Here is a 23,536-nt window from a genome sequence, read left to right as displayed (position 1 = left end):
CCACAGGACTCTTCATGGGCATCGCCGTCGGTGCCGCCCTGGGAGTCGCACTCGGCAACCTGGCCATGGGCATCGGTATCGCCGTCGGCGCCAGTCTGGGAGTGGCCTTCACGACCGGCAAGACTGCTCCCACCATCCCTGCTCGCGAGCACCCCGGACGAGGTCACCTTCGCCATCAAACCGGCCATCGCGTGCCATGCTGGAGCGCGCCCTGGTCGCCGGGGTGCCTGCTGGCTGGATCATCGCCGATGAGGCCTGCGGCGGTGACTACAGGTTCCGTACCTTCTGCGAGTGGCACGGCATGGGGTACGTGGTAGCGGTGCCGCGCAGCCAGAGCGTCGGGCTGGGGCCGGGCGGCGACCTGCGCGCCGACACCCTGGTCGCCGACGCCCCGGCTAAGCATGGAAGCGTGTTCCGGCTGGCGACGGCGCCAAGGGACCTGGGGTGTATGACTGGGCGCCGGCCACGTTGCCATGGGAGGTCGAGCCCGGGTTCGGCCGCCGGCTGCTGGTGCGCCGTAGCAACGACGACATTTAATCAACAACGAAACGTTGTTGTAGTAGCGCCGGCGGCGCGAGCGCCCAGGATCTGAACAGGACCAGGGCGCGAGGTGGAGGGAGCCGATGATGGTTGCGACGGCCCGGCTGGACGTCGCCGACGCGGCGGCGCTGCCGGCCGAAGAGGTGCTGGCCCGGCTGGGCAGCGGGCGCGAGGGACTGACGACGGAGCGGGCGCGCGATCGGCTGGCGGCGCTGGGACCCAACGCCGTGCGCTCGCACCGGGCACGGTGGCCGGCGGTGCTGGCCCGCCAGCTGCGCTCACCGCTGCTGATCCTGCTGGCGGTGACCGCGCTCGCCTCCGCCTTTCTCGGCGAGCCGAAGGACGCGCTGATCATCGGGGTGATCCTCACGGCCTCGGTCGGGCTGGGCTTCGTCAACGAGTACCGCGCGGAGAGGGCCGCCGAGGCCCTGCACTCCCAGATCGAGCATCGCTGCGTGGTCTGGCGCGACGGCCGCCCCGGCACGGTGGCGGTGACCGCCCTGGTTCCCGGCGACGTCGTCGAACTGCGGCTGGGCGAGATCGTGCCGGCCGACCTGCGACTGCTGTCGGTGAGCGACCTGGAGTGCGAGGAGTCGGCGCTGACGGGGGAGTCGCTGCCGGTGGCCAAGGCGACCGAGCCGGTCGCCGCGGGTACGGCCCTGGCGGATCTGACCTGTGGCGCGCTGATGGGCACCGTCGTGCACGGGGGCCTGGGCGTCGGCGTCGTGGTGGCCACCGGCGGCCGCGCCGAGTTCGGCAGGATCGCGCTCGCACTCGGTGAACGCCACCCCGAGACCGAGTTCCAGACCGGGCTGCGCCGCTTCTCGCTGCTGCTGGTACGCATCGCCGCCGTGCTCACCACCACGATCTTCATCGTCAACGTGATCCTGCATCGGCCGATCTTCGACGCGCTGCTGTTCTCCCTGGCCATCGCGGTGGGCATCTCCCCGCAACTGCTCCCGGCCGTCGTCTCGACCAGTCTGGCCGCCGGCAGCCGGCGGCTCGCCCGGCACAAGGTGCTCGTCAAGCGCCTGGTGTGCATCGAGGACCTGGGCAACGTCGAGGTGCTCTTCACCGACAAGACGGGAACCCTCACCGAGGGCCGCATCACCTTCACACGAGCCCTGGACGCGAACGGGCAGGCCGCGCAGGAACCGCTGGAGCTCGGCCTGCTGTGCGGCGAGGCCACCGTCGATCCGGGCGCCGGGCAGGAGCGGGCGGTGGGCGGCAACGCGCTGGACCTCGCCCTGTGGGACTCACCCCCAGCCGCCGCCCTGCACGGGCGGCTGGGCCGCTACCGGCGCCTCGCCCTGCTGCCCTTCGACCACGAGCGGCGGATGGTCTCGGTCCTGGTCGAACGTGACGACGGCCACCGCCTGATCATCAGCAAGGGCGCGCCGGAGGCCGTCCTGGCCCGGTGCGCCGACGTCCCCGCCCGGGCGTCCGCGGCCCTGGAGGCCGAGTTCGCCGCGGGTAACCGGGTGGTCGCCGTCGCCACCCGAGACGTGACCACTTCGGACGTGACCGCCTCGGAGGTCTCCGGCGCCGCCACGATCACGGCTGCCGACGAGCGCGATCTGGTCTTCCGCGGCCTGCTGGTGTTCCTCGACCCGCCCAAGGACGGCGCCCGCGAGGCGCTGCGCCGCCTGGCCGAACTCGGCGTCACCGTCAAGGTCCTCACCGGCGACAACCCCGCCGTGGCCGCGAAACTCTGCGCCGACCTCGGCCTGCCCGCGGCGCGGGTGCTCACCGGAGCCGACGTCGAGGCCGCGGACGACCCCCGGCTGGCCGAGCTGATCGGCCAGACCACCGTGTTCGCCCGCGTCAGCCCGGAACACAAGGCCCGCATCGTGCGCCTGCAGCGCGGCAGCGGCCTGGACGTGGCCTTCCTCGGCGACGGCGTCAACGACGCCGTCGCCCTGCACGCCGCCGACGTGGGCATCTCGGTCGACTCGGCCACCGACGTCGCCAAGGACGCCGCCGACGTGATCCTGCTGGAAAAGGAGCTCGCCATCCTGGCCGACGGCGTCGTGCAGGGGCGCCGGATCTTCGCCAACACCATGAAATACGTCCTGATGGGCACCTCCAGCAACTTCGGCAACATGTTCAGCGCCGCCGGCGCCTCGCTGACGCTGGGCTTCCTGCCGATGCTGCCCTCGCAGATCCTGCTCAACAACCTCCTGTACGACAGCAGCCAGCTCGCGATCCCCACCGACAACGCCGACCCTGAGCAGCTGGCCCGCCCCTCCCACTGGAACGTCCGGCTGATCCGCCGTTTCATGCTGTTCTTCGGCCCGATCAGTTCCCTGTTCGACGTCGCGACCTTCGTCATCATGCTGGGGGTCTTCCACGCCGGGCCGCCGCTGTTTCGCAGCGGCTGGTTCGTCGAGTCCCTCGCCACCCAGACCTTGGTGATCTTCGCCATCCGTACCCGCCGCGTCCCGTTCCTGCGCAGCCATCCCAGCCTGCCCCTGCTGCTGGCAGCCCTCGGCGTCGTCGGTGTCGGTGCCCTGCTGCCGTCCACCCCGTTCGCCGGCGCGCTCGGCTTCCAGCCCCTGCCCGCCCTGTTCTTCCTCGCGCTGGCCGCCATGGTGATCGTCTATCTGGTTCTCATCGAGTTCGGCAAACAGTGGTTCTACCGCACCGTGCCCGCCGCACCTCCCACCCGCCCGCGCCCTCCCGGTCACCGCGTCCACCGCCGAGCGAGCCGGTTCAGCACCCCGGAGCCCGTCGCGTCCGCCGAGTCCGTGAAACATCCGTGATCCGGTTCAACGGGGCCGTGCCGGCTCCGAGCGGACGAGCTCGCCCACCGTCTTGGCCACTGTCTCGGCGAGCTGTTCGACGGCGAGCCCGACGGCGGGCGTCACCGGGGCGCCGAGCCCGAAGTCGGCGCCCTCGACGGTGTGGAGCACGAGCTCCCGAGGCAGGCGGCCGAGGACACGGCCGAGCGCGAGCGCGTCGGCGATGCCCAGGGCGTGTGAACTGCCGTGCCGGACGGCGGGCGGCGTCCAGCGGTCGCCTTGGGCGCGGGGCGCGGAGCCGAGGAGGGCACGGCGGCCGGTCGTGCCCGGGGGCGCGCCGGAGACCACCGTGTCGATCACGATCGCGAGCCGGGCGCCGGTCCACGCCTCGATCAGTTCGGCGGGGTCGCCCGCGTTCTCCAGCACGGTGACCCGCGCCGGGAGCGTGCCGCGCAGCAGCCGGGCCGTCAACAGCCCCGCGGCGTCGTCTCCCCGGAACTCGTTGCCGATCCCGACGATGACGACATCGGCGGTGGCGGCGACGCGGTCGCGCATGGGTCCTCCCGGGTGCGGACCGGCCTCACCGGTCCAGGTGAAGGCGCAGGAAGTGGGTCGAGCAGGAGATGCACGGGTCGTGGTTGCGTACCGCGCGCTCACACAGCGCCGACAACTCCTGCTGTGGCAGGCCGAGGCGTGGCTCGATGAGATGACGCAGATCCATCTCGATGCGGGCCTGGTTCTGCGAGGTCGGAGGCACGATGTCGGCCTCGGTGATCAGCCCGGCGCCGTCGATCCGGTAGCGGTGGTAGAGCGTGCCGCGCGGGGCCTCGGAGACGCCGTTCCCGACCCCCGGACGTGGCTCGACCGCGATGGCCGGCGCGTCCGGTTCGGTGTAGTCCTCGATGATCCGCAGTGCCTCCTCGCAGGCGTGCAGGACCTCCACCGCGCGGACCACGATGCTGCGGAAAGGGTTGCGGCAGACGGGGCCGAGCCCGGCGTCGGAGGCGGCCGAGCGGGCCAGGGGGGAGAGCAGGTGGGCGTTGAGGGCGTATCGGGCCAGGGCGCCCACCAGGTAGCCGGTGTCCCCGTCGAGCCGCGCGTGCAGGGCGGTGGAGTGCGGCACCTGCTCCTCCACGACGTGGGCGGGCCAGTCGGCCGCCGCGAACTCGGTGCCGTCGCTCACCGCGACCGAGCCGGACAGGATGGCGTACTCGGCCGGATGGCGCAGGGCCAGGAAGCGGTAGTCGTGTTCCACGTCGGGAAAGTCGAAGCCGGCCACCCAGCCCACCGTCTCCAGCGCCGCGTCGCGGGCCCGGCGCAGCCGTTCGGCGAGCGGTGCGAGCTCGGCGCGGGCGGGCACCCGGTAGAAGCCGCCCACCCGCACGTTGACCGGATGGATGGCCCGGCCCCCGAGGGCGGCGACCAGTTCGTTGCCGGTCTTCTTCAGCGCGAGCCCTCGCTCCACGGCGTGGCGGTGGTCGGCCGCCATCGCCACCCCGCTGTCGTAGCCGAGGAAGTCGGGGGCGTGCAGCAGGTAGATGTGCAGGGTGTGCGACTCGATCCACTCTCCGTAGTACATCAGCAGCCGCAGGTCCCGCAGCGGCCCGGCCACCTCCGCCCCGCAGGCCGCCTCGATCGCCTGGCAGGCGCTCATCTGGTAGGCCACCGGGCAGATGCCGCAGATGCGGGCGGTGATGTCGGGAGGTTCGGTGTGCGCCCTTCCGCGCAGCAGGGCCTCGAAGAAGCGGGGCGGCTCGTAGATGTTCAGCTCCACGTCGGTGACGCGGCCGTCGCGGGCGCGCACCAGCAGCGAGCCCTCGCCTTCCACCCGGGCCAGCCCGCTGATCCTGAGCGACCTATGCGTCATCGACGGCCTCCTCGGCTGCCTGGAGGAACGGTTCCTCGGTGGCGTTGAACGTCCGGTAGACGCGCACCAGCTCGGGGGTGCTCATACCGAGCTCTCGCAGCCGCGCGTTGAGCGCCCGGGCGTTGGGGCTCTCCATCGGGCCGAAGCAGCCGTAACAGCCCCGGTTGAACGCAGGGCAGAGCGCTCCGCACCCGGCCTGGGTGACCGGGCCCAGGCAGGGGGTGCCGTGGGCGACCAGGACGCAGACGTTGCCCCGGGCCTTGCACTCGACGCAGACGCTGTGGCCGGGCACGAAGGGGCGGCGCTCGGCCAGGAACGCCGAGATGACCTCCAGCAGCTGCCGCTTGTCGATGGGGCAGCCGCGCAGTTCGAAGTCCACCGGCACGTGGGCGGAGATCGCGGTGGAACGCTCCAGTGTGGCGATGTAGTCGGGCCGGGCGTAGACGACGGAGAGGAACTCCTCGACGTCGGCGAAGTCGCGCAGCGCCTGGATGCCTCCCGCCGTCGCGCAGGCGCCGATCGTCACCAGGCGCTTGGAGACGCGGCGTACGTGCCGGATCCGGCGAAGATCGTCCGGGGTGGTGATCGACCCCTCGACGAGCGACAGGTCGTACGGTCCGCGCCCCATCGCGCTCGAGGCCTCCAGGAAATAGGCGATGTCCAGCTCGGCGGCGACCGAGAGCAGCTCGTCCTCGCAGTCCAGCAAGGTGAGCTGGCAGCCGTCGCAGGAGGCGAACTTCCACACCGCCAGCCGCGGGCGCCGGGGCGCGGGCCCGGCCATCACAGCTCCGGCACCGCGAGCAGCCCGGCCGCCCGCTCGTAGCTCAGTACGGGGCCGTCCAGGCAGGTGAGCAGCGGGCCGAGCTGGCAGTGACCGCAGCGGCCGACCCCGCACTTCATGTCGCGTTCCACCGACAACGCCACCCGCCCGGCGGGCACCCCCCGCCGTACCAGCCGATCCGCGGTCTCGCGCATCATGAGTTCGGGGCCGCACACGAAGGCGAAGGTGCGGCGAGGCTCGAAGACGATCCGGTCGATCAGCCGGGTGACCAGTCCCACCGGCCCCTTCCAGGCGTGGTCGGGATGATCCACGATGATCTTGACGTCGATGTCGTGCTCGTCCCGCCAGCGGGCCAGCTCACCGGGATACATCAGGGTGGCGGGGGTGCGGGTGCCGACGATCAGGCTGACCCGCCCGTACCGGGAACCGTGGGCGGCCAGCTCGCGGATCACCGGTCTCAGCGGGGCGAGGCCGAGGCCGCCGGCCGCCACGACCACGTCCAGCCCGGCCGCCGCCGGCAGGTCCCACGACGTGCCGTACGGGCCGCGGACCCCCACGACGTCACCGGGGCGCATCCGGCACAGCGCCGCGCTGACCGCGCCCACCGCGCGGATCGTCTGCACGTATCCGCCGGAGCGGGCGCGGCCGCTGATCGAGATCGGTATCTCCCCGACCCCGGGGGCGTACAGCATGGTGAACTGGCCGGGCAGGAACGGCAGGCAGTCGCCCTGGACCGGCCTCAGCGTCAAGGTCACCGTGTCGGCCCGGTCCGGGCGGCGCGACCGGACGCGGTAGGGCACCGGCGTCATAGGATGCATCCCAGCTCCTCGGTGACGTCGATACCGGTCGGGCACCAGGTGATGCACCTGCCGCAGCCCACACAACCGGACATGCCGAACTGGTCGTACCAGGTGGAGAACTTGTGCGTCAGCCACTGCCGGTAGCGGGCCGGTCCCGAGGCGCGTACGGGGGATCCGCCGACCTCGGAGAAGTCCAGGGTGAAGCAGGAGTCCCACAGTTCCGTCCGCTCCGCGACGGTGCCGGTGAGGTCGGTGGAGTCCTCGACCGTGGTGCAGAAGCAGGTGGGGCAGGCCATCGTGCAGTTGGTGCAGGCCAGGCAGCGGGAGGCGACCTCGGCCCAGCGCGGTGAGTCGTGGGCCGCGGCCAGGCGCTGCTGGATGTCCGTGGTGTCCACCTGACGGCCCATCCGGGTGGCGGCCAGCCGTGAGACCTCCGCCGCCGCGGCGAGGTCGTCGTCGGTGCAGGGCCGGTGCGGGAGCGCCGCGGCGATCTGCGAGCCCTGCTCGCTTCCCGTCTCGACCAGGAACCGGTGCGGGCCGCTCAGCTCGGTGAGCGCCAGGTCGAACCCGCCGGTGGCCTTCGGTCCGGTGCCCATGGAGACGCAGAAACAGGTGCCGCCGGGCACCGCGCAGTTCACCGCGACCAGGAACAGCGCCTCACGACGCCTGCGGTAGGCCGGATCGGGGTGCCTGCCGCCGAGGAAGACCCGGTCCTGGACCGCTATCGCGGCCAGGTCGCAGGAGCGTACGCCCAGCAGGGCGATCCGGGGCGCCGGTTCCTCGATCTCCTCCATCGTCTCGCCGTACGTCCGAGACAGTCTCTGCCGGGGCGGCTGGGTGTAGCGTTTGGCCGAGTCGGGGCTCGCGGCGAAGCCGAACACCAGCTCGTCGTCCCGCTCGGTGAGCCGGTAGTGGCCGGGGCGCTGCTCGTCGCCGCGCCCGGCGGGCAGCTGCGCGGCGCAGGAGAGTTCGGCGAACCGGATGGCTCCGTCCCGTGCCGTGGGACCGACCACGGTGAAGTCGCGCGAGCGCAGCTCGGCGATGAGTGCTTCCAACGAATCTGTCACAACGGTGCTCATGAGCCGTTCCCCCCGGTCCCCGCTGTTGTCATGCTGCCGTACGAGGGCTCCACGTCCTGGCGGGAATCGCCGTACGGTGAGGCGCCGGTTCGCGAACCTCGCGATCGGCGGATGGCGCGGCGGCTCAGGCCCCGCCCCAGATGATCGAGAGGGGTACGACGTCGTCCTGGCGCCAGGTGAGCTCGTCGGTCACCTTGACGACCCCGTCGAGGTTTCGTGCCTTCTGCGCGAGGGTGACGGCCTGGCTGTGCTCGTCCACCTGGCCGGAGAGCCGCACGAGGCCGCCTCGGACCTCGATCCCGACGCCCGTGGGATCCATGCCCAGCTCGTGGACGACGAGGTCCTCGCGGATGCGGCGCCCGATCTCGTCGTCGCTGCGGACGAAGACCTTGATCAGGTCCCGGCGGCTGACGATGCCGGCCAGCCTGCCGTCGGCGCGTACGACCGGCAGTCGTCTCACCCCGTGCAGGTCCATCACGCGAGCGGCGAGCAGCACGGGGGAGTCGGCGGTGATGACGACGGCGGGGCGGCTCATCAGCTCGCCGGCGGTCTCACCCGCGGCCTTCCTCCGCAGGCCGCTCTCGCCGCTCATGCGGTGACGCAGCCACGCGCGAAGCGGCGGCCGGTAGTGCTCGCAGTGGTAACGCTGTTTGAACTCCTCCTTGCGCAGCAGGTCGGCCTCGGAGACGACGCCGAGTACGCGGTCGTCCTCGTCCACCACCGGTACCCCGCCGACGTCGGTGGCGATGAGGATCTCGGCGACCTCGCGGAACGCGGTGTTCTCCCGCACCGTGATGACTCCGGTGCTCATGACATCCTGAACAGTCATTTTCATGACAAACCCCCGCATATTTCTAAATTTCCACGTTATGGAGTGCCTGGGGCTCGTGAGCAGAGCCGAAAGTCCTTCACGGCGTGGCCGGACGGCCCGAGTCACCGGCGGGACGCCTGGCCAGGGGCCTGAGACCTGAGGTCTCTCCCCAGGAAGCCCGGGGAGAGGATCGGACACCCGCCGACGGCGAGTCTTGCCGGGACGAAAGTCCTTTCCGGCCGGGGCGGAAGGCTCTGCCGCGACGGAGGGGAGCGCGAGAGCCTGTGGGGGCCGCCGTCGCCGCTCCCGGCGCCGGCGCGAGGCGATATGGGGGCCGATGGACGACCCGGACCGCCGACGGCGTGATCGTACCTTCGAGGCGGTGGCGTTCGACCGGTGCGCCACCGAGATGCCGCACGGGGCTCGCGACGGGCGGGTTCCCCGGGTGGACGACGATCCTGCGTGGACGATCCGCGAGACGGGCACCGATCCGTCGCGGCACCGGGTGACCGAGACGCTCTTCACCCTCGGCGCCGGAGGTTTCGCCACCCGGGGATCGGTGGAGGAGTCCGCTCCCGGATCGGTTCCGCTGGTGCTCGCCGAGGGGATCTACACCGGGACCGGATCGGGGCAGCACCTGCTGCCGGGTCCTCAGTGGACCGGGCTCGTCCTGCGCCCGCCTCCCGAGGAGGACCTGCGCGTGCTCGACCTGCGCGCCGGCGTGCTGGTCCGGGAGGAGATCGGCCACACCTGTCCGGTACGGACGCTGCGGTTCGCGTGCGTGAGCCGGCCGGGGGTGGTGGCGATGCGCGCCGAGGCGGGCGCCGGGCGGCTGCGGGCGGGGCCCGCCCTGCGATCGCCCTCGGAGGGCCAGGTCACCGAGGGCCGGCTCGACGGCCACACCTGGTCGCGCGTCACCGCCGACCACGCGGGTATGGCCGCCGTGGCGACGCAGCGTACGGGCCGCGACGGCGAGGTACGCACCCTGGAGCGGATCGTCGCCTACACGGCCGACCCCGCTCGCCGGCCGGTGCCGCGCGACGCCGTCGCGGCGCTGGAGGCGGCCAGAGAGCTCGGCTTCGACCGGCTGCTCGCCGAGCAGCGGGCGGCGTGGGCGGCACGCTGGGAGGCCGTGGACGTCCGCATCCCCGATGATCCCCAGGCGCAGCTCGCTGTCCGGTTCGCGCTGTTCCACCTGTGGAGCGTCGCCGGGCGCGGTGAGGAACTGGCCGTCGGCGCGCGAGGGCTGTCCGGTGGCGGCTACGCCGGTCATGTCTTCTGGGACGCCGACGTGTTCGTCCTGCCCGCCCTGGTGAGCATTCATCCGGCCGCGGCCAGGGCGATGGTCGTCTACCGGATCCGCCGCCTGGCCGCGGCGCGGGCCCGCGCCGCGGCCCTGGGCCTTTCCGGCGCGCGCTTTCCCTGGGAGTCCGCCGCCACCGGAGAGGAGGTGACCCCCGCCCGAGGGTGTCTGGGCGGCGAGCCCTTCGCCATCCTCACCGGGCGGATGGAGGAGCACATCACCGCCGACGTCGCCTGGGCCGCCGCCCACTACTCGCGCTGGAGCGGTGACGGCGCTTTCCTGACCGGACCCGCGCGCCCTCTCGTGATCGAGACCGCCCGCTACTGGGCGTCGCGCTGCCGGGTGGACGGGGAGGGGCAGGCCCACATCGGGGAGGTGATCGGGCCGGACGAGTACCACGAGGCGGTGACGGACAACGCGTTCACCAACGTGATGGCCCGGTGGAACCTGCGGCAGGCGGCCGATCTCGTCGCCCCGGGCTGCGAGGAGGGCCGCCGGTGGCGCGCGCTCGCCGACCGCCTGGTGGACGGCTACGATCCCACCTCGGGAAGATATGAGCAGTTCGCTGGATATTTCCGGCTGGAGCCGCTCACGATGGAGGGAATCGCCGTCCCGCCGGTCGCCGCCGACCTGCTGCTCGGTCACGAACGGCTCGCCGCCACCCAGATCATCAAACAGCCCGATGTCCTCATGCTCCACCACCTGGTGCCCGAGGAGGCCGAGGCGGGCTCGCTGGAGGCGAACCTCGACTTCTACGGTCCCCGTACCGCCCATGGCTCGTCGCTCTCACCGGCGATCACCGCCTGCCTGCTGGCCAGAGCGGGCCGCCCGGAGGAGGCGCTCGGCCTGCTGCGCACCGCGCTGGTCCTGGATCTGGACGACCTCACCGGGACCACGGCCACCGGCCTGCACATGGCCACGTTCGGGGGCGTGTGGCAGGCGCTGCTCACCGGCTTCGCGGGAGCGAGGGTACGCGGAGGGATCCTGTGCCTGGATCCCCGGCTTCCCGCGTCGTGGGGAAGCCTGGGCGTGCGATTTCGGTGCCTGGGCCGCCGGGTGCGGCTGGACATCACCCCGGAGGCGGTCGACATGCGGACCGACGGGGCGCTGCGGGTGCGGCTGGGCGCGGGCGACCCACGGGAGGTGATCGGCTCCGCCCGCCTGCCGCTGGGCCGATGACACCGGAAAAGGGAGAGGAGTGGACAAAGTGAACATGGCGGACGTGCTGGCCGTGGTCGACGACGGCGGCGACGAGGATGAGGCCGCGGCCGTGACCGGCGTCGCCCGGGCGGTGGCGGAAATTCTCCGCACGGGCATTCGAGAGATCCACCTCGCCCCCGGCTCCGGGGCACGGGAGACCGCGACGACGGTGCTCCGCGAACTGGAGCGGACGAGCACGCTTCTCGGCGTCCTCGCCGACGGCGCCCCGCCCGGGGTCATGTCCTGGTGGGTCGTACGCCGCTGCACCAAGCCGGTCGTCCTGCTGCCTCCCTCACCGGCGCCTGTGGTGCCTCCGACGACTCCGGTGACACCGGTGGCGCGAGGGACGCCGCTGACACCTCACCACGTCATCTCCCGGGTGCTCCTGCCGCTGGACGGATCCTTCGAGGCCGCGGCGGCCGTCATCGAGACCGCGCGGCTGTTCACCCGCACCGGCGTCGATCTGGTGGTCCTGCACGTCTTCGACGAGGTGACCGTTCCCCGCTTCTGGGATCAGGCCGCACACGCCAGGCAGGCGTGGGAGCAGGAGTTCCTGGCCCGTCACTGCGCGTGTCCCGGGGTGCGCCTGGAGCTTCGCAGCGGAGTCGCCGGAGAGCAGGTGGTGAGCGTGGCGGCGGCCGAACACGTGGATCTCATCGCGCTGGGATGGTCACAGCACCTCGACGAGGGAAGGGCGCGGACCGTACGCGAAACCCTGGCCGGCGCCCGCGTCCCGGTGATGCTGATCCCGGTGGCCCGGCACGAGGAGACCTCGTCCGGCGAAAGCGGGCCGCGAGAGCGGCCGGCCCGATGATCGGACCCGCGAGCGACGGGCCGGCGACGTTTCGCGCGGCGGGTCGGAAGTCCCTGACGGACGGGCCTTTGGCCCACTGCGCAAAACGCCGCCGGCCGGTCGAATGGAAGCAGAACCCAAGGAGGTCGACATGGCAGCGCACACAGTGGTGGGCGTGGACGGCTCATCTCCCTCGGACGTCGCGGTCGAATGGGCCGCCGACGACGCGGTCCGGCGCGGATGCGCCTTGAAGATCGTTTATGCGTGCGAGGCGTGGCCCGGCGACATCCCGCTGCAGACCCCTCCGGGTTTTCGTGACTCCGTCGCCGAGTACGGCCTCCAGACGCTGGAACGCGCGGCCGCACTCGCCCGGGAGCGCGCCCCGCACCTGGAGGTGGACACCCTGCTGGGGACGGGCCCGGTGATCGAGGTCCTGCGGCGGGAGGCCGAGGACGCCGAGCAGGTCGTGCTGGGCAGCCGAGGGCTGGGCGGATTCACCGGGCTGCTGCTCGGATCGGTCTCGCTGGCCCTGGCCGGGCATGCCGCCGCCCCCGTCGTGGTCGTCAGGGACGTCCCCGAGCGGACCTACGGCCGCATCGTCGTGGGCTTCGACGGCTCCGACCACTCGGCGGTGGCGCTGGAGTACGCCTTCGAGGAGGCCGCCCGCCGCGGCGCCGGGCTGCGGGCGATCCACACCTGGCAGATGCCCGTGGTGGGACCGGGCGCCCTCGTCTACACCCCGCTGGTCGAGGACATCCTCGCCGCCCAACAGAACCTCTGCACGGACACGCTCACCGCCTGGCGGGAGAAGTACCCTCGGGTCGAGGTCGAACAGACACTCGTCTGCGGGCATCCGGTCGGCGTCATCTGCGAGGCCTCGGCCACCGCCGACCTGGTCGTCGTCGGTTCCCGGGGACTGGGCAGGGCCGGTTCGGCCCTGCTGGGCTCGGTCAGTCACGGAGTCCTGCACCACGCCCGCTGCCCCGTCGCCGTCGTCCAGGCCCGAGGGGAGGCGTGATGGACACCGGTAACCTCACGGTGGCGCAGGTGATGAGCCGGACGCTGGTCGCCGTCGACCTCGGGGAGTCCCCGCTCATGGCCTGGGAGATCATGCAGCGAGCGGGGGTCCACCACCTGCCGGTCGTCGACGGGCACGGCCGCCTGCGCGGGATCCTGACCCGGGAGGACCTCACCGCCCACTGGTCCGGCGGCCCGATCGAACAGTCACGCGTGCCGGTTCACGCGTTGCTGGCCGACCGACGCCGGCCGCACACCACACCCGACACGCCTCTGACCGACGCCGCCGCCGCGATGATCGACGCCGGCGTCGACGCGATCGGGGTCATGGGGAGAAACCACCGGCTGGTGGGGATGATGACCGCCACCGACGTGCTGCGAGCCGTGGCCGGCCGCGTCACCGAGCAACCGGAGCCGCCGGAGCTGATGACGGGGATGTTCCGCCTGGTCCCGGTGCTGCCGTCCCAGGTCCCCGCGGGATGAGCTGGACGCCGCGCATCGGCTCCCGTCGCCGACGTCCGTCCGCGGTCCCGGAGCCCTGACCGAAGCAGACCTCCGTCCCCGGGCCGGGACGGCTACCCGCGGGAGGCGCGGATGACGAGACGCCTTGGCATGGTCGTCTTCCTCGCGGTGACCGCGTGCGGGCTCCTGGCCGGAGCCGTACTTCACCTCGCCGGCGCGGGCGCCGCCGGTGATCTGCTGTGGGCGGCGGTCACCTGCGTCGCCCTGGTGCCCGCGGCGGGATGGGTGGTGGCGGCGCTGCGTGGCGGCCGACTGGGCGTGGACGCCATCGCCGTACTCGCCCTGGCCGGAGCGCTCGCCGTGCGGGAGTATCTCGCCGGAGCCCTGATCGGCGTGATGCTCGCCACCGGCAGGGCACTGGAGGACTACGCCTCACGCCGGGCCCGCCGGGACCTGACCGCGCTGTACGAACGAGCGCCCCAATCGGCCCGGCGCTACCGGGACGGGGTGGCCGCCCTCGTGGAGGTCGATCAGGTGCGGCCCGGCGACCTGCTGCTGATCCCGCACGGTGAGACGGTCCCCGTCGACGGCGTGATCGCGAAGGACGCGGCACTGCTGGACGAGTCGGCTCTGACGGGAGAGTCGGTCCCGGTGAGGCGCGCCACGGGGGAGAGCGCGCGCAGCGGCGTCGTGAACGCCGGCCCCGCCTTCGACCTGTGGGCAAGCCGCAGCGCGGCCGAGAGCACCTACGCGGGGGTGGTGCGGCTGGCCCGGCAGGCGCAGGCCGACAGCGCCCCCGTCGTACGGCTCGCCGACCGGTTCGCCGCCTGGTTCCTGCCCCTCACGCTCCTGCTGGCGGGAGCCGCCTGGCTGCTGTCCGGCCAGCCGGTACGGGCTGTGGCCGTACTGGTCGTGGCCACCCCCTGCCCGCTGCTGCTCGCCGCACCGGCGGCCATCGCCTCAGGACTGTCGCGTACGGCGCGGCACGGCGTGGTGGTGAAGGGCGGGGCTGCGCTGGAAAGGCTGGGACAGGCCCGCACCCTCATCGTGGACAAGACCGGAACGCTCACCGCGGGACGCCCCCAGGTCGTCGACGTCGTGGCCGCGCCCGGCGTCCGCGCCGACGACGTGCTGCGCTGGGCGGCGGCGGTGGATCAGATGTCCTCCCACGTCCTGGCCGCCGCGATCGTCGAGGCCGCCCGCACCCACCGGGCCGAGCTTCCGAGGCCGACCGAGGTTCTGGAGCGGCCCGGAATCGGTACCGAAGGAGTGGTGGAGGGCCGCCGGACAGCGGTCGGCAAGGCGACGGCATCCCCTGCCGCGGACTCCCCGGGGTGGGAGCGGGCCCAGCGGGCGCGGGCCGCACTGGACGGGGCCATCACGGTCTGGGTGACCGTGGACGGCGAGACGGCGGGCGTGATCCTGCTCCGCGACGCCGTACGGGCGGACGCGGCACGGACCCTGCGGCGGCTGCGCACCGCCGGCATCGAGCGGGTGATCATGCTCACCGGGGACCGGGCCGAGGTCGCCGAGAGCGTGGGCACGGTGCTCGGCGTCGACCGGGTACTGGCCGAGCAGAGCCCCGAGGCCAAGGTGCGGGCCGTACGGCAGGAGACGGCCAGGGCGGTGAGCGTGATGGTGGGCGACGGCGTCAACGACGCCCCCGCCCTGGCCGCCGCCGACATCGGGGTCGCGATGGGCGCCCGCGGCTCGGCCGCCTCCACCCAGGCGGCCGACGTGGTGCTCACCGCCGACCGCCTGGACCGGCTCGCCGACGCCATGGACGTCGCCCGTCGCTCCCGCCGCATCGCCGTGCAGAGCGCGAGCGCGGGGATGGCCCTCTCGTTGCTGGCCATGGCCGTGGCGGCGGCCGGAGCGCTGCCACCCGCCTCCGGTGCCCTGCTCCAGGAGGTCATCGACGTGGCGGTGATCCTCAACGCGCTGCGGGCACTGCGTCCCGCCCGGGGAACCCGCACGGTGGTCGACGCAGGCACCGAGTCCCTGCTGCGCCGCTTCAAGATGGAGCACTCCTCGCTGCGGCCGCCTCTGGAACTGATCCGGGAGACCGCCGACGAGCTGGCCGGCACCTCCCCGATGGAGGCCCTCGGCCGGCTGCGGGAGGTCCACACCTTCCTCACCGAACGCCTGCTCCCACACGAACGGGCCGAGGAACGACGGCTCTACCCGGCGATGGGACGCGTTCTCGGCGGACCCGAGGCCACGATGACCATGAGCAGGGCACACGCGGAGATCGAACGGCTCGTGCGCCGGCTGGGGCGTCACCTCGCCATCGCCGAGGACGGCGGGGTGCGCCCCGAGCAACTCGACGACCTGTGCGCCTGCCTGTACGGCCTGCACGCGGTCCTCCTGCTGCACTTCGACCAGGAGGAGGAGGCCTACTTCTCCCTGGCCTCCCTGTGACGCCGATCGCGACCGAGCGCAGGCGTCCATCGTCCGGCGTCTCCGTCCGGCGGGGCGGTTCATCACTCGCTTAGTGCTGCTTTAGCAGGCGTCATTAGCGTTTCGACGAGGAAGGCCGACGTGGGATCCGCGACGCCACCTCGGGAGTACCGGACCGCCTGGCGACGACACGCGTGACGCGGACACGGCTCGATGGAGGAGCAGCATGGGGGAAAGCCCGATACGAGTTCTGTCCGTGGGGACGGCCCTTCCCGGGCCCCCCGTCGACACCGCCGCACTGGCCGAGCGCTTCGGGATGGACGACCTCTGGCGGCAGTGGGTCGACACCTTCATCGGCACACGGACCCGGCACCTCGCGATCGACCTGAAATCGGGCGAGCGCCACCACGACCTGGCCGATCTCGGCGAGCGCGCGGCGGTTCAGGCCCTCGACCGAGCGGGGATCTCCGCCGCGGAGATCGACGTGGTGGTGCTCGGTACCGCCACCCCGGACACGCTGATGCCGACCACCGTGAACGTGATCGCCGACCGGCTGCGTATCGACGGCGTGCCGACCTTCCAGCTCCAGTCGGGCTGCTCGGGGGCCGTGCAGACCTTCGACGTGGCGGCCGCGCTGCTGGGCAGCGGCCGGTACCGGACCGCGCTGGTGATCGGCGGGGACGTCATCGCCAAGCACTACGACCTCAAGGCCGACCTGGCCGCGTTGCCGCCCGACGAGGTCGTCAACTACCTGCTGTTCGGTGACGGAGCCGGAGCCGCGGTGCTCAGCACCGAGGACCACCCCCGGGCGCCGGTGGTCCGCTCTGTGCTCACCAGGCTGTCGGGCCTGGACCGCGCCCCCGGCCAGACCCTGCGGTGGTACGGCCTGGCGGACCGCGACACCGCCGAGGCGCCGGCGAGTGAGGACTACAAGGCCATCGAGAAGCTCGTGCCCGTCCTGGCCGAGGAGGTCGCCGAAGAACTCCTGGACGACCTCGGCTGGGAGCGGGACCAGGTCGACTATCTGCTGCCTCCCCAGCTGTCCGTCACCATGACCGACAAGATCGCCAAGCGGCTTGACTTCTCGTCGGCCAAGGAGATCTCCTGCGTCGGCGAGACCGGCAACAACGGCAACGCCCTGCTGTTCTTCCAGCTCGACCGCCTGCTGCCGGAGATGGCGACACCGTCGCGCGCGGTCGCGGTGGCGATCGAGTCGAGCAAGTGGATCAGAGCGGGCCTCGCGCTGGAGCGTGACCGATGACGGCCGGGATCTCGCGGGCGGAGTTCGTGGACCTGCTCCAGGACGAGATCGGGCTCGACGTCGGTGCGGAGAACCTGGGGCGGGCCTTCGACGATCTTCCCGGCTGGGATTCGGTACGGCTCCTGGCGATGCTCGTCCTGCTGGAGAAGCACCTGGGAAAGCCGTTGTCGCTCCCGGACTTCCTGGAGGCGGCGAACCTCGAATCGATCTACGAGGTGGTGAACCGTTGACCGAGCAGCCTTTCGCCGACCAGCGCCGCCACACCCTGTTCTTCCTCGACCAGATCCGTGACTTCTCGCCGGTCTTCCTCGACACCGAGATCGACGCGACGGCGATCGTCGCGGGACGCGAGCGGGCGCGGCGAGCGGGGGAGCGCCGCTCGGTGGTCTCCTACGTCGTGCACGCGGCCGCGGGCGTGCTGCGCAAGCACCCCGAGGCGAACACGGCGATCCAGGGCCGCCTGGACCCGGTCGTCGCCACGTACGACACCGTCGCCGCCAAAGTCACCCTCGACAAGACGCTGGACGGCCGCAGGGTCGTGCTGGCGACGGTGATCCCCCGCCTGGAGAACGCGAGCCTCGCCGACGTCCAGGCGCACCTGGACCGGGCGATCGAGGCCGATCCCGACACCGCAGAGGAGTTCGCCGGTATCCGGGCCCTGCGGCTGCTTCCCTGGCAGGTGGCGCTCGACCGGTTCCGGGAGGCCGCGGGACTGCTGGAGCGGCGCCCCGCCGTCACCGGGACGTTCAGCGTCACCTCGCTCGGCCACCGGGCGGTCGACGGTTTCCACTCCGTCGGCGGCACCACGATCACCCTGGGGGTCGGCCGGATCGCCGACCGCCCGGTCGTCAGGGACGGCGAGATCGTGATCGCCCCGGTCATGCGGCTCTCCATGGCGTTCGACCACCGCGTGATCGACGGAGCGGAGGGCGCCGACGTACTCACCGAGATCAAGGACGCGCTGGAGGGATACGCCGAATGAACGACCTGGCCGAGCTCAAACGGTTCGTGGTGGCGCACGCGATCTCCCAGAACCTGCCCACCGGCCACTACGCGAGCCCCCTGGAGCGGATCAGCTCCGACAGCGGTGACGAGCCGGGCTCGTGGCCGTATGAGTGGATCCGAGCGGGGGAGGAGGCGGAGGCCGCGGGTGAGACGCTGGCGGCCTGCCAGTACTACAACCTGGGACGGTTCCCGTTCGTCGACGGCCCAGGCCGCAAGCGGGCGCTCGCGCGCTGCGTCGAGGCGTTCGAACGCTGGCGGCGGGAGTGGCCGGGGATCGAAGCGGTCACCGTCGAGGTCGATGGGCTGCCCGTCAAGGTGTGGGCCACGGGCCTGTCCGCCGAGGAGCCGCGCCCGCTGCTGGTGATGACCGGCGGCATCGTGAGCCCCAAGGAGCAGTGGGCCCCGGTGCTGCCGCAGATCGCGGCCTTCGGGATGGCCGGGGTCGTGGCCGAACTCCCCGGCGTCGGCGAGAACCCCCTGCGCTACGGTCCGGACGGCTGGCGGCTGTTCACCGCGATACTGGACGCCCTGGCCGGGCGGGCGAAGGTGTCCGAGACATATCTGCTCGCGCTGAGCTTCGGCGGTCATCTGGCGCTCACCGCCGCGCTGCGCGATCGGCGGATCCGCGGCCTGGTCGGCAACGGGACGCCGATCCACGACTTCTTCACCGACACCGCCTGGCAGGCGCGGGTGCCGACGATCACCAGGGACACCCTGGCGCATCTGGTGGGTGTGCCGCCCCAGGCGGTGTTCGCGCGCATCCGGGACTGGGCGCTCGACGACGAGAGCCTGCGCGACCTGGAGGTCCCGTTCGCCACCGTGACCGCGACCAGGGACGAGATAATCCCGCCTGGCGACACCGAGCGGCTCAAACGCTCCGTGCGCGACCTGAGGCTGATCGAGCACTCCGACGTGCACGGCGCCCCGTCGCACCTGGCGGAGACCCGGGCGTGGAGCCTGCTCGCGATACAGGAGATGCGGCCCGACGCCGACCCCCGGGTCACGGCGGCGCTCGGCGCCGCCCTTGAGGCGGCCCGCGCGGGGACGGGCCGATGACCGCGACGGGAACGGCGGCGAGGAGCGACTGGCTGCGGCAGTTCGCCCCGGCCGACGCCGACGCCCCCTGCGTGGTGGTGTTCCCCCACGCCGGTGGGTCGGCCGCCTTCTTCACCCAGTTGGCCCAGGAGCTCTCACCGGCGGTGCGCGTGCTCGTCGTCCAGTACCCGGGCCGCCTGGACCGGCGCGGCGAACCGGCCGTCGAGGACCTGCGGGAACTCGCCCGCAGGATCGCCGCGGTGATCGCCGAGGAGCGGCCGGCCGCGCCCCTCGCCTTCTTCGGGCACAGCATGGGCGCCCTGGTGGCCTTCGAGGCCGCGCTACTCGGCGAAAAGGGCTTCGGTGCCGTACCCGACCTGCTCTTCGTCTCCGGCGGGCGCGCCCCGGCCCTGACCCGTGTCGACCCGCGGATCCTGCGAGACGACCGCTCCCTGATTGAGGAGGTCGTGCGCCTCGGCGGGACCTCCCGGCGGGTGCTGGAGGACGAGACCCTGCGCGACCTCGTCCTTCCCGCGCTGCGCAGCGACTACCGCGCCCTGCGGGCGTACGTTCCGGCACCGGGCGCGCGGGTCGGCTGCCCGATCGTGGCGCTGACCGGGGACCGTGACCCGCTCGCGGCCGTCGTCGAGGTGGAGCGGTGGCGCGAGAACACCTCCGGCGGGTTCCGGCTCAGGGCCTTTCCCGGGGACCACTTCTACCTGACCCCGCGGTCGCGGGACGTGGCGGAGACGGTGTGGCTGGCGCTCACCGGCCGGGACTGAGCTCGCGTACCTCCCACCACGACATCAAACCCACGACACCGCCACGACACCGGTGCGACACCGGCACGACACCGCACCCACGGCCTCGCACGGCCCTGCCGTCATGCCGTCACGAGCGAGAGTGAGGCAGCAGTTGAGCAGCAACGACCAGCGGGTGTCCCGGCCGATCGCGGTGATCGGAGCAGCGTGCCGTCTCCCCGGGGCATCGGACCCGCGCGCTTTCTGGCGGTTGCTCGACGAGGGGCGCGGTGCCGTTCGGGAGATCCCCGCTCATCGGGGCCTCTCCGCCGTCCCGGCCGAGCTCGCCCAGGACAATCCGGGCCTCCGCTACGGCGGCTACCTCGACGACATCGCCGGGTTCGATCCCGAGTTCTTCGGGGTCTCACCGCGCGAGGCCACCGCGATGGACCCGCAGCAACGGCTCGTACTGGAGCTGGCCTGGGAGGTGCTGGAGGACGCCGGGCTGGTCCCCGCCACGCTCCGCCACAGCGCGACCGGCGTGTTCGTCGGCTCCATCGCCGACGAGTACGCCGCGCTGTCACGCGCCTCGGCGATCGGGCGTCACACGCTCACGGGAACGACCCGGGGCATCATCGCCAACCGGGTGTCCTACGCCCTCGGCCTGCGGGGGCCGAGCATCGCGGTGGACACCGCCCAGTCGTCGTCGCTGGTCGCCGTGCATCTGGCCGTCGAGAGCCTGCGGCGCGGCGAGAGCCGGCTCGCGCTCGCCGGTGGCGTGAATCTCATCGTGGACCCCGCCGGCACCGCCGCGGTCGCGCGCTTCGGCGGGCTGTCCCCTGACGGGCGCTGCCACACCTTCGACCGCCGGGCCAACGGCTACGTTCGCGGTGAGGGCGCCGGGCTGGTGCTGCTCAAGCCGCTGGACGCGGCGGTCGAGGACGGCGACCGCGTCTACGCGGTGCTGCTCGGGAGCGCCGTCAACAACGACGGCACGACCGACGGGCTCACCGTGCCGAGCGCGCGGGCGCAGGCCGAGGTGATCGGGAAGGCGTGGGCGGCGGCCGGGGTGTCACCGTCCGACGTGCAGTACGTCGAGTTGCACGGCACCGGCACGCGGGTCGGGGACCCGGTGGAGGCCAGAGCCCTCGGCCTCGCCCGGGACGGCGGCCCCGTGCTGCACGTCGGCTCCGTCAAGACCAACATCGGCCATCTGGAGGGCGCGGCCGGGATCGCCGGCCTGCTGAAGACCGTTCTCAGCGTCAGCGAGCGCCGGCTGCCCGCGAGCCTCAACTACTCCGAGCCGAACCCGGACATCGATCTGGACGCCTGGCGCCTGACGGTACGCGACCAGGGCGGCGTCTGGCCCCGAGAGGACGAGAGGCTCGTCGCCGGTGTCAGCTCGTTCGGCATGGGCGGGACCAACTGCCACATCGTGGTGGCCGAGGCGCCCGAGCCGCACGGACATTCCACGCCGCACGGACATTCCACGGTGCCGGGACCTTCTCGGGAGCCGGACGTCCGCGCGCCGCGGACTCCCCTGGTGCTCAGCGCCAGGACCGAGCCCGCGCTGAGGGAGCAGGCGGCGCGGTTGCGAGACCTCGTCGCCGAACACGGTGAGATCTCTCCGGGGCTGCCGCGGAGCCTCGCCACCACACGGACCGCGTTCGAGTGGCGCGCCGCCGTCACCGGTGACGCGCCGGCCGGGCTGGAGGCGCTGGCCGACGGCCGTCCCGCGGCCGGGGTCGTGACGGGACGGGCAGGGAGCGCGCCGGTCGCGGTGCTGTTCCCCGGGCAGGGCAGCCAGCGGCTCGGCATGGGACGCCGGGCACACCGGGACTTTCGCGTCTGGCGGTCGGCGTTCGACGAGGTGGCCGCCGCTCTGGACGATCGGCTGTCACGCCCGATCAAGGACGTCGTCTGGGCAGAGCCCGGCAGTGCCGAGGCCCGGCTGCTCGACCGGACCGCCTTCACCCAGCCCGTGATCTTCGCGGTCGAGGTGGCGACCTTCCGCCTGCTCGCCTCCCTGGGGGTCGAGCCGTCCTTCGTGGCCGGTCACTCCATCGGGGAGGTGGCCGCCGCACACGTCTCGGGCATCCTCGACCTGCCCTCCGCCGCGGAACTGATCGTCGCCAGAGGCCGGCTCATGGAGTCGCTGCCCGCGGGCGGCGGCATGCTCGCCGTGAGCGCGGGGGAGGCGGACGCCGCGGAGCTGCTCGCCCTGGTCGGCGGAACCGCGGTGATCGCCGCCGTCAACGGCCCGGAGTCCGTGGTCGTCGCGGGCGGGACGCGCACGCTGGAGGAGGTCGCCGCGCTCGGTACCGCTCGGGGGTACCGCACGCGTAGGCTCCCGGTGAGCCACGCGTTCCACTCCCCGCTGATGGACCCGGTGCTCGACGACTTCCGGGAGGTGCTCGCCGGGATCTCGTTCGGCGGATCCCGCATCCCGTTCGTGTCCACCGTGACCGGTGAGCTCGTCGAGGGCACCGATCCGGAGTACTGGGTGGAGCACGCCCGCCGACCGGTGCGGTTCGCCGACGGGCTCACCCGGCTCCGCGAGCTGGGTGCCGGGATCTTCGTGGAGGCGGGACCCGGGGCGACCCTGAGCGGGCTCGGCCGGGAGGCGGAGGGCAGGAGAGCGGCATTCGTGCCGGTCCTCGGCAGGCACGACGAGGTGGAGGTCGCCGTCGGCGGGCTGTTCACCGCCGGTGTACCGATGGACTGGGACGCGGTCTTCCCGCCCGGCGGCCCCCGTCTCGCCCTGCCCACCTATCCGTTCCAGCGCGAGCACCACTGGCTGGACGCCGTTCCCGGCGGGGAACCGGCTGTCGCCGAGGTCCCGGTTTCCGGCAGGGGACCCGCCCCCGCCGCTCCCGCTCTCTCCGCCGGGAAGGCCGACGTGGGGCGCCGCGTCCTCGGTGAGGTGGCGGCGGTGCTGGGCTTCTCGGATCCGGCCCGCGTCGACCAGGAGGCCACCTTCAAGGACCTGGGCCTGGACTCGCTGGGCATGGTCGAGCTGCGCGACAGGGTCGGTGCCGCCCTCGAGGTCGACCTGCCCGCGGCCACCCTGTTCGGCTATCCCACCACCGCCGCCCTGGTCAGGCACCTGACCGCCGATACGGCCCCGGACGCGCCGGCCCCCATCGCCGGTCACCACGACGACCCGGTGGTGATCGTGGGGATGGGGTGCCGGTTTCCCGGTGGGGTGGCCTCGCCAGAGGATTTGTGGGAGCTGGTGGCGTCGGGGACGGACGCGATCGGGGAGTTTCCCGCCGATCGCGGCTGGGATCTGGAGGCCCTCTACGACCCCGACCCCGAGCGTCCCGGCACCTCCTATACCCGGCAGGGCGGTTTCCTGAGCGGTGCCGGTGAGTTCGACGCCGGGTTTTTCGGGATGAGTCCGAGGGAGGCGTTGGCGACCGATCCGCAGCAGCGTCTGTTGTTGCAGGTGGCGTGGGAGGCGTTGGAGCGGGCGGGCATCGATCCGCTGTCGTTGAAGGAGAGCGACACGGGCGTGTTCATCGGCGCGACCGCGTCGGACTACACCCCCCGCCTCCACGAGGGCGGCGGCGCGTCCGACGGCTACCTCCTCACCGGAGGCAGCATCAGTGTGGCGTCGGGTCGGATCGCGTATGTGTTGGGGTTGCGGGGGCCGGCGTTGACGGTGGATACGGCGTGTTCGTCGTCGTTGGTGGCGTTGG

18 protein-coding genes are annotated in these 23,536 nt (G+C 72.5%); 12 read left to right on the top strand and 6 right to left on the bottom strand.

Going from position 1 to position 23,536, the window contains the following annotated elements:
- Positions 1 to 623: 623 nt before the first annotated feature.
- Positions 624 to 3,302, top strand: coding sequence for a magnesium-translocating P-type ATPase (mgtA, locus tag AB0B96_RS20865; RefSeq protein WP_362900879.1), 2,679 nt, complete (start codon positions 624 to 626; stop codon positions 3,300 to 3,302).
- A gap of 6 nt (positions 3,303 to 3,308) precedes the next feature.
- Here mgtA and AB0B96_RS20860 read toward each other — a convergent pair whose 3' ends face one another.
- From AB0B96_RS20860 to AB0B96_RS20835, 6 genes are all read right to left on the bottom strand, one after another.
- The gene (locus AB0B96_RS20860; protein ID WP_362900877.1) at positions 3,309 to 3,836 is read right to left on the bottom strand and encodes a hydrogenase maturation protease; all 528 of its coding nucleotides are present in this window, start codon (positions 3,834 to 3,836) and stop codon (positions 3,309 to 3,311) included.
- A 25-nt stretch (positions 3,837 to 3,861) separates the two neighbouring features.
- Positions 3,862 to 5,148 (bottom strand): Ni/Fe hydrogenase subunit alpha, encoded by a 1,287-nt coding sequence (locus tag AB0B96_RS20855; RefSeq protein ID WP_362900875.1) that lies wholly within the window; start codon positions 5,146 to 5,148, stop codon positions 3,862 to 3,864.
- On the bottom strand, positions 5,138 to 5,929 hold the full coding sequence (locus tag AB0B96_RS20850; RefSeq protein ID WP_362900873.1) for an oxidoreductase: 792 nt from the start codon (positions 5,927 to 5,929) through the stop codon (positions 5,138 to 5,140). The genes AB0B96_RS20855 and AB0B96_RS20850 overlap by 11 nt, the downstream gene beginning before the upstream one ends.
- Positions 5,929 to 6,747: an FAD/NAD(P)-binding protein gene (locus AB0B96_RS20845; protein WP_362900871.1), complete on the bottom strand. Its 819-nt coding sequence runs from the start codon at positions 6,745 to 6,747 to the stop codon at positions 5,929 to 5,931. The genes AB0B96_RS20850 and AB0B96_RS20845 overlap by 1 nt, the downstream gene beginning before the upstream one ends.
- Positions 6,735 to 7,796 carry a 4Fe-4S dicluster domain-containing protein gene (locus AB0B96_RS20840; RefSeq protein ID WP_362900869.1) on the bottom strand — a complete coding sequence of 354 codons (1,062 nt, stop codon included), beginning with the start codon at positions 7,794 to 7,796 and terminating at the stop codon, positions 6,735 to 6,737. The genes AB0B96_RS20845 and AB0B96_RS20840 overlap by 13 nt, the downstream gene beginning before the upstream one ends.
- Before the next feature lie 136 nt (positions 7,797 to 7,932).
- A complete protein-coding gene (locus AB0B96_RS20835; RefSeq protein WP_362900867.1) occupies positions 7,933 to 8,619 on the bottom strand; it encodes a CBS domain-containing protein in 687 nt (228 codons plus the stop codon).
- A gap of 382 nt (positions 8,620 to 9,001) precedes the next feature.
- On the opposite strand from AB0B96_RS20835, the gene AB0B96_RS20830 reads away from it, so the two are divergent.
- The 11 genes from AB0B96_RS20830 to AB0B96_RS20780 form a co-directional block, all read left to right on the top strand.
- A complete protein-coding gene (locus AB0B96_RS20830) occupies positions 9,002 to 11,101 on the top strand; it encodes a glycosyl hydrolase family 65 protein (protein ID WP_362900865.1) in 2,100 nt (699 codons plus the stop codon).
- Between the two features lie 34 nt (positions 11,102 to 11,135).
- Complete coding sequence (locus AB0B96_RS20825) at positions 11,136 to 11,936, top strand: universal stress protein (RefSeq protein WP_362901189.1); 801 nt, start codon at positions 11,136 to 11,138, stop codon at positions 11,934 to 11,936.
- A gap of 130 nt (positions 11,937 to 12,066) precedes the next feature.
- Positions 12,067 to 12,933 (top strand): universal stress protein, encoded by an 867-nt coding sequence (locus AB0B96_RS20820; RefSeq protein WP_362900863.1) that lies wholly within the window; start codon positions 12,067 to 12,069, stop codon positions 12,931 to 12,933.
- Complete coding sequence (locus AB0B96_RS20815; protein WP_362900861.1) at positions 12,933 to 13,415, top strand: CBS domain-containing protein; 483 nt, start codon at positions 12,933 to 12,935, stop codon at positions 13,413 to 13,415. The genes AB0B96_RS20820 and AB0B96_RS20815 overlap by 1 nt, the downstream gene beginning before the upstream one ends.
- A 111-nt stretch (positions 13,416 to 13,526) precedes the next feature.
- Positions 13,527 to 15,815: a heavy metal translocating P-type ATPase gene (locus AB0B96_RS20810; protein ID WP_362900859.1), complete on the top strand. Its 2,289-nt coding sequence runs from the start codon at positions 13,527 to 13,529 to the stop codon at positions 15,813 to 15,815.
- 205 nt (positions 15,816 to 16,020) lie between these two features.
- Positions 16,021 to 17,055 (top strand): 3-oxoacyl-ACP synthase III family protein, encoded by a 1,035-nt coding sequence (locus AB0B96_RS20805; RefSeq protein WP_362900857.1) that lies wholly within the window; start codon positions 16,021 to 16,023, stop codon positions 17,053 to 17,055.
- The gene (locus tag AB0B96_RS20800) at positions 17,052 to 17,285 is read left to right on the top strand and encodes an acyl carrier protein (RefSeq protein WP_350946120.1); all 234 of its coding nucleotides are present in this window, start codon (positions 17,052 to 17,054) and stop codon (positions 17,283 to 17,285) included. Before AB0B96_RS20805 ends, AB0B96_RS20800 begins: the two co-directional genes overlap by 4 nt.
- Positions 17,282 to 18,037 carry a 2-oxo acid dehydrogenase subunit E2 gene (locus AB0B96_RS20795; RefSeq protein WP_350946119.1) on the top strand — a complete coding sequence of 252 codons (756 nt, stop codon included), beginning with the start codon at positions 17,282 to 17,284 and terminating at the stop codon, positions 18,035 to 18,037. Before AB0B96_RS20800 ends, AB0B96_RS20795 begins: the two co-directional genes overlap by 4 nt.
- Positions 18,034 to 19,116 (top strand): alpha/beta hydrolase, encoded by a 1,083-nt coding sequence (locus AB0B96_RS20790; RefSeq protein ID WP_350946118.1) that lies wholly within the window; start codon positions 18,034 to 18,036, stop codon positions 19,114 to 19,116. The genes AB0B96_RS20795 and AB0B96_RS20790 overlap by 4 nt, the downstream gene beginning before the upstream one ends.
- Entirely contained in the window at positions 19,113 to 19,877 is a 765-nt protein-coding gene (locus AB0B96_RS20785) for an alpha/beta fold hydrolase (protein ID WP_362900854.1), read from the top strand. Before AB0B96_RS20790 ends, AB0B96_RS20785 begins: the two co-directional genes overlap by 4 nt.
- Positions 19,878 to 20,010: 133 nt before the next feature.
- On the top strand, positions 20,011 to 23,536 hold a 3,526-nt coding region (locus AB0B96_RS20780), incomplete at its 3' end, for a beta-ketoacyl synthase N-terminal-like domain-containing protein (RefSeq protein WP_362900852.1).

Origin of the sequence: Streptosporangium sp. NPDC049046 (genome assembly GCF_040649155.1) — a bacterium.
Classification (GTDB): domain Bacteria; phylum Actinomycetota; class Actinomycetes; order Streptosporangiales; family Streptosporangiaceae; genus Streptosporangium.
This window is presented reverse-complemented; position numbering and strand designations above follow the sequence as displayed.